Genomic DNA, 8385 nt, shown 5'->3' on the forward strand with positions numbered 1-8385 from the left:
CATGCCTGTGAATGAAATTCTGACCGTCTACCCGCTGGTCTTCGTGGCAATTGCCTTGGTGGTCGGCCTGCTGCTCGGCAGCTTCCTCAATGTCGTGGTGTGGCGCCTGCCGAAGATGCTCGACCGCGAATGGCGACGGCAAGCCCACGACGTGCTGGGCCTGCCACCCGAAGCACCCGGCCCGGTCTACAACCTGATGCTGCCGCACTCCCAGTGCCCACACTGCGCCCACCGGATTCGTGCGTGGGAAAACATTCCGCTGCTCAGTTATGTTTTTTTACGCGGCCGCTGTTCGAACTGCGCGGCGCCGATCAGCAAACGTTATCCGCTGACCGAACTGGCATGCGGCGTGCTCAGCGCCTTTGTTGCCTGGCACTTCGGTTTCGGTTGGCCGGCCTGCATGGTGCTGGTGTTGAGCTGGGGCCTGCTGGCGATGAGCCTGATCGACGCCGAGCATCAACTGCTGCCGGACCTGCTGGTGCTGCCACTGTTGTGGCTGGGGCTGATCGTCAACAGTTTCGGGCTGTTCGTGCCGTTGCAGGACGCACTGTGGGGCGCGATTGCCGGTTACATGCTGCTGTGGTCGGTGTTCTGGCTGTTCAAGCTGATCACCGGCAAGGACGGCATCGGTCAGGGCGATTTCAAATTACTGGCGATGCTCGGCGCGTGGGGCGGCTGGCAGATAGTGCCACTGACCATTCTGTTGTCATCGTTGGTGGGCGCCATTCTCGGGGTGATTTTGCTGCGCCTGCGCGACGCGAAAATGTCGACCCCGATCCCCTTCGGCCCCTACCTGGCAATTGCCGGCTGGATTGCCTTGCTCTGGGGTGGTCAAATAACCGACTTCTATTGGCAGTTTGTCGGTTTGAAATGAATACCCCTGTGGAAAAACCCTGGATTCTCGGCCTCACCGGCGGCATTGGCAGCGGCAAAAGTGCGGCTGCGCAGCACTTTATCGACCTTGGCGTACACGTGGTCGACGCCGACCACGCCGCGCGCTGGGTGGTGGAACCGGGTCGCCCGGCACTGGCACAAATCGCCGAACACTTCGGCCCCGGCGTGTTGCAAGCCGACGGGCAACTGGATCGCGGCGCATTGCGCACACTGATCTTCGAGGTGCCGGAGGAACGCCGCTGGCTCGAAGCGCTGCTGCATCCGCTGATCGGCGAGGAAATAGCCGAACACCTGGGCAAGGCACAATCGCCTTACGCGATTCTGGTGTCGCCGCTGTTGATCGAATCCGGGCAGTGCGCCATGACCCAACGGATTCTGGTCATCGATGCCCCTGAACAACTGCAAATCGAACGCACCCTGCGGCGTGACCAGACCAGCGAACAACTGGTTCAGGCGATCCTCAAGGCCCAGTCCAGCCGCGAGAATCGCGTGAGCCGCGCCGACGATGTGGTGGTCAACGACCGCGACCTCGCCTGGCTGCACAGCGAGGTCGAACGCCTGCATCACTTTTACCTTACTTTGCGTGGAGGCCAGTCATGAGCCAACCCCCTGTCGTCACCTGCCCAACCTGTGGCGCCCCCGTTGAATGGAGCGCCGACAGCACGTTCCGGCCTTTCTGCTCAGACCGGTGCAAACTGATCGACCTGGGTGCCTGGGCGTCGGAAGAACACAAGATTCCGGTCAGCCCGGATGCCGAAGACGATCTGTTCAGCGAAGACTTCGAACCGCGTCACTGATGCTCAGGGCCGCATAAAGCCGTAGTCCTGGCTGTCATCGAGGTTTTCCGCGAGAAAACGCAACTCGTCGGCCAGGTCTTCGGCGCTGCGCAGGGTTTTGCTGTGCTGCACCACCGCGCTGAGCATGGCGCGCACGCTCAACCCCGGATCAAATCCAACTTCCTGCGCCGCATCCAGACTCTGACGCAACTCCTGCCTTGCCCACTCGTAGACACTCATGCCGATGCTCCTGAAGGTTTTGCCGAGCATGGTCGCGTCAGCGCCGGGCTGATTTGATATGGATCACGACTTGGGATCGTCGTCCTTCCAGGGCGCCGACAGGTAGCGCGTGCGGTTGAACGTTTCGAGCCATTCGGGGCTGAACACCACCAGTGCGCTGACCACCATGCCGTTGATAAACGCCTCCGGGAAAATCAGCAGCCACAGATAACCGACGAAATCCTCCAGCCAGTACGGCATCTCGAAACGCTCGTCGAACCACAACAACGTCAGCGCCAGCAGCAGGCACAACAACGCCGAGAGCGCCGCGGCAAAGAACCCGGAAACGAAGATATACACAAAGGGATTACGCGGTTGCGCGCGCTCCACAAGGATCGCGCAGCATTCGGTCACCAGCACCGGCAGCAAAATGAACAACGTCCCGTTGACCCCGACGGCCGCCAGGTCCTGCCGCCCCAGCAGCACCAGCCCGCCTTGCGCCACCAGCGCACCGAGGATCGCCAGTGGCCAGTCGAGCAACAAGGTAACGGCGGTCAAACCGATGAAGTGATACGACACGCCGGTATCGAAGTACCGCCGCACCAGCCACAACATGAACAGCGCGAACACCGTGCCAAACAGCAGATGCTGACGACGGCTATCGCTGAACAACTCGACCCACGGCGCGCGCCACATCGCCCACAGCACTGCGGGCACAAAAATCAGCCAGCCAACTGTCAACGTTTCGGGTGAAAGCAACTCGGCGCCGATCATGTCGCGAACCTCTTGAACTCCACCGCAGACTCCTTGTGAGATGAACGCTCTGCCCACGCAGTCTACACCGGCGTAAAAGTCGCTCCATCTGATGCAATGCTTTCTGCTTGTCGCATTTGAACGCTAAGCTTGGGCCTATGGATGACTCAGATTATTTACGCCTGCTGACCATCGCGGCCGAGCAAGCCAACGCGTTCCTGTCCAATGCCCGCAAATGGGAGCGCGAGCGTTGGGTTTGCCAGCGCCTGTTGCAAGGCTTGAACATTCCCTACCGCACCGAAGAATTCGCCCCCGCCGGGGAGCCACCGGACGTGTTGTTTCGCGATGCCAATTTCGAAGTGTTTTTTGTCCTCGATGAAGGCCGACGCCTGAACGACGAATGGCGCGATGAATTGCAACGCCGGCGCAGCGCGTTTTCCCTGAGTCAACTGGTGCGGCGTGAAGCCAAACCCAAACGCATCCCCGCCAATGAATTTCTGCTGAGACTGGCGCCCACATTGCGCAAAAAAGCGCACAACTACAAAGAACGCGGCATGGATCTGGGTGAACTGGACATCATCGCTTTCGCTAGTCTCAAGCGCGAAGTACTAGACCTCAACAGCCACTTTCCGCCGCCCACCGAATACCTGCGCCAGGGATGGCGTTCGTTATCGCTTGTCGGCCCGACCTTCGCCCGCGTGCTGTTCGCGCACCCGGATGCGCCGGATTTTCTGCGCAGCAACCTCGGGCGCAGCATTGTGTTCGACGTCGGTATCAGCCTGTGAGCCCATTGCAGGAACTGATTGCCGACGTCCCGCAAATCGGTCGCGTGCGCTGGATTGGCGTGCGTCCGCAGCCCCATGTGCCAATGATCGAACTGGACGCCGTGGAAGCCCGGCTCGAAGCGGGTTTGACCGGGGATCGCGCGCGCCCCGGCGTACGCAATGCGCGGCAAGTGACACTGATTCAGTGGGAACACCTGGCGGTGATCAGTTCGCTGCTGGGCCGACCGGACGATCAGCCTGTGTTGCCCAACGAGTTGCGGCGCAACCTGGTCGTCAGCGGGATCAACCTGTTCAGCCTCAAGGGCCGACGCTTCAAAATCGGCCAGGCGATTTTTGAAACCACCGGTTGGTGCCAGCCTTGTGCGCGCCTGCAAAACAACCTTGGCCCCGGGACGTTTCAGGCGGTTCGCGGCCATGGCGGAATCACCGCCCGGGTGCTACAAAGTGGAATCATTCGCCTGGACGACACGGTTAGCGTCGAGCCTATCCCGGACAGCGGCTATGCTCCGTTCAACGTTCGTTAAATCCGCCTGTAGCTTCTACACATTCAGCAACGTCTACCTGACGAGGCCAATATGACCAGCCGCCTGAACCCCGACGACCAGAAACATGTCGAAGAGTACCTGCACCTGTCCCAGCACCGAGTCGAGCGCCGGCCTTTCCGGCCGTGGATGCTCCTGGTGGTGGTGTTGGCAGTGACCATTGGTTTGGGCCTGTTGAGCCGATTTATCAGTTACTTGACGCTATGAGCTGCCTCGCGCTCGCTCGGGTAACTGCACCGATTTCTTTTAGCCTTGCGAGATATCCCCATGACTCATCGTATTGTCATCGTTGGCGGCGGCGCCGGCGGTCTGGAGTTGGCTACCCGTCTGGGTAAGACTCTGGGCAAACGTGGCACGGCCAGTGTGATGCTGGTCGACGCGAACCTGACCCATATCTGGAAACCGCTGTTGCACGAAGTCGCGGCCGGGTCGCTGAACTCCTCCGAAGACGAACTCAACTATGTTGCCCAGGCGAAATGGAACCACTTCGAGTTCCAGCTGGGCCGCATGAGCGGGCTGGATCGCGCGCAGAAGAAAATCCAGCTGGCGGCGACTTATGACGAAGCCGGTATCGAGCTCGTGCCAGCGCGCGAAGTGGGTTACGACTCGCTGGTGATCGCGGTCGGCAGCACCACCAATGACTTCGGCACTCAGGGCGCAGCGCAGCATTGTCTGTTCCTCGACACCCGCAAACAGGCTGAACGCTTCCACCAGCAATTGCTCAACCACTACCTGCGCGCCCATGCCGGGCAAACCGACAAGGTCGAGCAGATCAGCGTCGCCATCGTCGGTGCCGGTGCCACTGGCGTCGAGCTGGCCGCCGAACTGCACAACGCCGCCCATGAGCTGGCGGCTTATGGCCTGGACCGGATCAAACCGGAAAACATGCACATCACCTTGATCGAAGCCGGCCCACGGGTGCTGCCCGCCCTGCCGGAACGCATCGGCGGGCCTGTGCATAAAACCCTGGAGAAACTCGGGGTCAATGTCATGACCAATGCCGCCGTCAGCGAGGTCACGGCGGACAGCCTGATCACCGCCGATGGCAAAGTGATCAACGCCAGCCTGAAAGTCTGGGCCGCCGGGATTCGTGCGCCGGGTTTCCTCAAGGACATCGATGGCCTGGAAACCAACCGCATCAATCAGCTGCAAGTAATGCCGACCCTGCAAACCACCCGCGACGAGAACATCTTTGCCTTCGGCGACTGCGCGGCCTGCCCGCAACCGGGCACCGATCGCAATGTGCCGCCGCGCGCGCAGGCGGCGCATCAACAGGCCTCGTTGCTGGCCAAGTCGCTGAAGCTGCGCATCGAAGGCAAGCCGCTGCCTGTGTATAAGTACACCGACTACGGCTCGCTAATTTCGCTGTCGCGTTTTTCGGCAGTGGGTAACTTGATGGGCAACCTGACCGGTAGCGTGATGCTGGAAGGCTGGCTGGCGCGGATGTTCTATGTGTCGCTGTATCGCATGCACCAGATGGCACTGTATGGCGCGTTTCGTACGGCGATGCTGATGCTGGGCAGCAAGATCGGGCGCGGCACCGAGCCGCGACTCAAGCTTCACTGACGCACTGTGGGAGCGGGCTCGCTCGCGAAAGCGAATTGACATTCAACATTTAGGTTGTCTGGCACAACGCCTTCGCGAGCAAGCCCGCTCCCACATCAGATCTCCATTGATTTGCAGATCTGTTTCTCACTGTATCTCCCCGCGATTTGCCCTCCTTCGCTTACAAACTCCCCCATGCGCGACACAGTAGCGATACACCCCGCTCGTTAAATGGCCACACCCGAGCAAGGCACCTCCGCCCGCGACGGTCATCGCCGCACTCATGTGGCGTCCTTTATCGAATGGTTGTGTCGTGCAACCCAGGAGCATTGAAATGTCCCGTACCACTCAAAACACTATCGGTTTGCTGGGCGCGGTTTTGGCCGGCGGCATGATGCTGACCGGTTCCGTATTCGCTGCGCAGCCGCTGTCCCAAGGCTACTTGCTGGCCTCGGCGGAACAGGTGGTGAAAACCCCTGAAGGCAAATGTGGCGAAGGCAAGTGTGGCGATGCGTCGATGGCCAAAACCGACACCGATGGCGACGGCAAGGTCTCCCGCGCCGAGTTCCAGGCCGTCGCGCCGAAGTCCAACTTCGACAGAATCGACAGCAACCATGATGGCTTCATCGACGAACAGGAGGCTTACGACAACGTGAAAGCCAACTTCGAAGCCAATGGCAAGAAAATGCCGAAAGGGTTATTCGAGCACTTGAAAGACCAGGAAGGCGCCTGAGCGTCCAAGGTCAAAGCCGCGCTTTTCAGTTGAGAAGCGCGGCTTTTTTTCGTCTCGCGCCCTTACAGTTGAAAGCGCTGCACCATGGTCCGCAACGAGTTGGCCAACTGCGAAAGTTCATGGCTGGAGGCGCTGGTCTGATCCGCGCTGGTCGCAGAACGCACCGACAAATCGCGGATGTTCACCAGGTTGCCGTCAACTTCCCGCGCAACTTGCGCCTGCTCCTCCGCCGCACTGGCGATCACCAGATTGCGCTCGTGAATCTGGTGCACCGACGCCGTAATCGTCTGCAACGCCTCGCCTGCACGTTCGGCCAACACCAGGGTGCTTGCCGCACGGGTTGAACTGGCCTGCATCGAATCCAGCGCCTGGGTCGAGCCGCTGCGCATGCCCTGGACCATCTGCTCGATCTCCTGGGTCGATTGCTGCGTGCGATACGCCAGCGCCCGCACTTCGTCGGCCACCACCGCAAAACCGCGTCCGCTTTCCCCGGCACGCGCCGCTTCAATGGCCGCGTTGAGTGCCAGCAGATTGGTTTGCTCGGCAATCGCCCGAATCACATCCAGGACCTTGCCGATGTCCTGGGATTGATTGGCCAGGGACTGGACCAGGCCGCCGGTAATCTCCACATCGCTGGCAAGCGCACCGATCGCCGAAACCGTTTCGCTGACCCGTTCCTGGCCAACATGCGCGGACTCACTGGACTGACGCGTGGCGTCGGACGTGGACACCGCATTACGCGCGACCTCCTCGACGGCGGTGGTCATTTCGTTGACGGCGGTGGCCGCTTGTTCGATCTCGTTGCTCTGTTGTTGCAGGTTTTGCGTGCTGTCGAGAGTGACCGCGTTCAGTTCATCCGCCGCCGTGGCCAACTGCGCCGCCGAGCCGCTGATGCCTTGCAGGGTTTCCCTGAGGTTCTGTTGCATGGTCGCCAACGCCTTGAGCAAGCGGCTGACTTCGTCGTTGCCGTGGGTTTCGATGTGGCTCGTCAGGTCGCCTCGGGCCACGTTTTCGGCGGCATGCAAGGCTTCGTTCAATGGTCGGACGATGCTGCGGGTCAGCAGCATTGCCAAGCCAACGGTGGCCAGGGCCGCAAGCGCGATGAACAGGCTGACGATCATTCGCGAGGTGTCGTAGTGCGCCGCGGACTTCTGGCTTTCGGCGGCGACTTGTTTGGCAAACAGGTCGGCCAGGTCGGTGAGTTGTTTGCCCGAGCCATCGACCACGGTTTTCATGTCGATCAGCAACAGCTTGGTCAGCTCATCACGGCGCCCTTGCTCGGCCAGGGCGAACGATTGCGCAATGCCGGCACGGTAGGCGGCGAAGGTCACCTTGAACTGGTCGTACAAGGCCTTGCCTTCGGCGGTGTTGACCAGTTTGTCGTAGGCCGCGATTTTCTCGCTGAGCTCTTTGTCCCGGGTGTCCATCTGGCTGCGGTATTGCGGCAGGTTTTTCGGGTCCTGATCCAGAGCCATACGCAGTGAGATCGTACGAATGCGCAGCATGATCTCGCGGATCTCATCGCCACCACGGATGCTGGGCAGCCATTGATTTTCAACGGCGACTTCACTGTCGCGAATACTCGACATCTTCCCAAGGGCAAACACCCCGAGCAGCGCCACCAGCACGGCAATCAAGGCGAACCCCAAGGCAGCCCGAGGAGCAATATTCAACCGACGAAGAAACATAACGAGCGCCCTTTTTTTGTAGTGGCTTGGATAAGGGGCGTGTTTCGGCAGTCCCCCGACGCATGGCTATCGGCAGGTTGTACGATGACTTGAAGGGGTTTGGCTTTTTGTCGGACAAAAAAAATCCCCGTATCTTTCGATACGAGGATTTTTAATATGGTCGGGGTAAGGGGATTCGAACTCCTGACATCCTGCTCCCAAAGCAGGCGCGCTACCGGACTGCGCTATACCCCGGTAAAAAAAAGGCGACCTTTACAGTCGCCTTCTTCGATCAGTGCTTTTGGCCTCTGATCTTAAGATCTGATCCCAGCGTTAACTGGTTTCAAAAATGGTGGGTCGTGTGGGATTCGAACCTACGACCAATTGGTTAAAAGCCAACTGCTCTACCAACTGAGCTAACGACCCAAAAATGGTCGAGGCCAACGCGCTGGGCAACACCGCGGGCGTCAA

At 60.0% G+C, this 8385-nt stretch carries 11 protein-coding genes and 2 tRNA genes; 8 read left to right on the plus strand and 5 right to left on the minus strand.

Features of this window, described 5'->3' with window-relative positions; genetic code table 11:
- Position 1: 1 nt before the first annotated feature.
- From ACQKP4_RS14205 to yacG, 3 genes are read left to right on the plus strand one after another with little or no spacing between them, the layout of a single operon-like run.
- Complete coding sequence (locus ACQKP4_RS14205; protein ID WP_427634056.1) at positions 2 to 874, plus strand: prepilin peptidase; 873 nt, start codon at positions 2 to 4, stop codon at positions 872 to 874.
- Complete coding sequence (gene coaE / locus ACQKP4_RS14210; RefSeq protein WP_427634058.1) at positions 871 to 1494, plus strand: dephospho-CoA kinase; 624 nt, start codon at positions 871 to 873, stop codon at positions 1492 to 1494. Before ACQKP4_RS14205 ends, coaE begins: the two co-directional genes overlap by 4 nt.
- A complete protein-coding gene (gene yacG, locus ACQKP4_RS14215) occupies positions 1491 to 1691 on the plus strand; it encodes a DNA gyrase inhibitor YacG (protein ID WP_427634059.1) in 201 nt (66 codons plus the stop codon). Before coaE ends, yacG begins: the two co-directional genes overlap by 4 nt.
- Before the next feature lie 3 nt (positions 1692 to 1694).
- Here yacG and ACQKP4_RS14220 read toward each other — a convergent pair whose 3' ends face one another.
- Together ACQKP4_RS14220 and ACQKP4_RS14225 are read right to left on the minus strand one after the other, a co-directional pair.
- The gene (locus ACQKP4_RS14220; protein ID WP_427634061.1) at positions 1695 to 1910 is read right to left on the minus strand and encodes a hypothetical protein; all 216 of its coding nucleotides are present in this window, start codon (positions 1908 to 1910) and stop codon (positions 1695 to 1697) included.
- A gap of 63 nt (positions 1911 to 1973) precedes the next feature.
- A complete protein-coding gene (locus ACQKP4_RS14225) occupies positions 1974 to 2663 on the minus strand; it encodes an energy-coupling factor ABC transporter permease (RefSeq protein WP_427634063.1) in 690 nt (229 codons plus the stop codon).
- A gap of 137 nt (positions 2664 to 2800) precedes the next feature.
- Here ACQKP4_RS14225 and ACQKP4_RS14230 point away from each other — a divergent pair, with 137 nt between their 5' ends.
- The 5 genes from ACQKP4_RS14230 to ACQKP4_RS14250 all read left to right on the plus strand — a co-directional run bounded on the left by ACQKP4_RS14230 (position 2801) and on the right by ACQKP4_RS14250 (position 6247).
- Entirely contained in the window at positions 2801 to 3427 is a 627-nt protein-coding gene (locus ACQKP4_RS14230; RefSeq protein ID WP_427634065.1) for a DUF1780 domain-containing protein, read from the plus strand.
- Positions 3424 to 3951 carry an MOSC domain-containing protein gene (locus ACQKP4_RS14235; RefSeq protein WP_427634066.1) on the plus strand — a complete coding sequence of 176 codons (528 nt, stop codon included), beginning with the start codon at positions 3424 to 3426 and terminating at the stop codon, positions 3949 to 3951. Before ACQKP4_RS14230 ends, ACQKP4_RS14235 begins: the two co-directional genes overlap by 4 nt.
- Positions 3952 to 4002: 51 nt before the next feature.
- Positions 4003 to 4176, plus strand: coding sequence for a DUF3094 domain-containing protein (locus ACQKP4_RS14240; RefSeq protein ID WP_008028730.1), 174 nt, complete (start codon positions 4003 to 4005; stop codon positions 4174 to 4176).
- A gap of 60 nt (positions 4177 to 4236) precedes the next feature.
- Positions 4237 to 5535 carry an NAD(P)/FAD-dependent oxidoreductase gene (locus ACQKP4_RS14245; protein WP_427634068.1) on the plus strand — a complete coding sequence of 433 codons (1299 nt, stop codon included), beginning with the start codon at positions 4237 to 4239 and terminating at the stop codon, positions 5533 to 5535.
- A gap of 313 nt (positions 5536 to 5848) precedes the next feature.
- Positions 5849 to 6247, plus strand: coding sequence for an EF-hand domain-containing protein (locus ACQKP4_RS14250; RefSeq protein ID WP_427634070.1), 399 nt, complete (start codon positions 5849 to 5851; stop codon positions 6245 to 6247).
- 62 nt (positions 6248 to 6309) lie between these two features.
- On the opposite strand, the gene ACQKP4_RS14255 is transcribed toward ACQKP4_RS14250, so the two are convergent.
- The 3 genes from ACQKP4_RS14255 to ACQKP4_RS14265 all read right to left on the minus strand — a co-directional run bounded on the left by ACQKP4_RS14255 (position 6310) and on the right by ACQKP4_RS14265 (position 8340).
- Entirely contained in the window at positions 6310 to 7935 is a 1626-nt protein-coding gene (locus ACQKP4_RS14255; protein ID WP_427634071.1) for a methyl-accepting chemotaxis protein, read from the minus strand.
- 157 nt (positions 7936 to 8092) lie between these two features.
- A tRNA-Pro gene (locus tag ACQKP4_RS14260) sits at positions 8093 to 8169 on the minus strand.
- Positions 8170 to 8264: 95 nt separating this feature from the next.
- Positions 8265 to 8340 (minus strand) — tRNA-Lys (locus tag ACQKP4_RS14265).
- Between the last annotated feature and the right edge of the window lie 45 nt (positions 8341 to 8385).

Origin of the sequence: Pseudomonas sp. NPDC086278 (assembly GCF_050280905.1) — a bacterium.
GTDB lineage: Bacteria > Pseudomonadota > Gammaproteobacteria > Pseudomonadales > Pseudomonadaceae > Aquipseudomonas.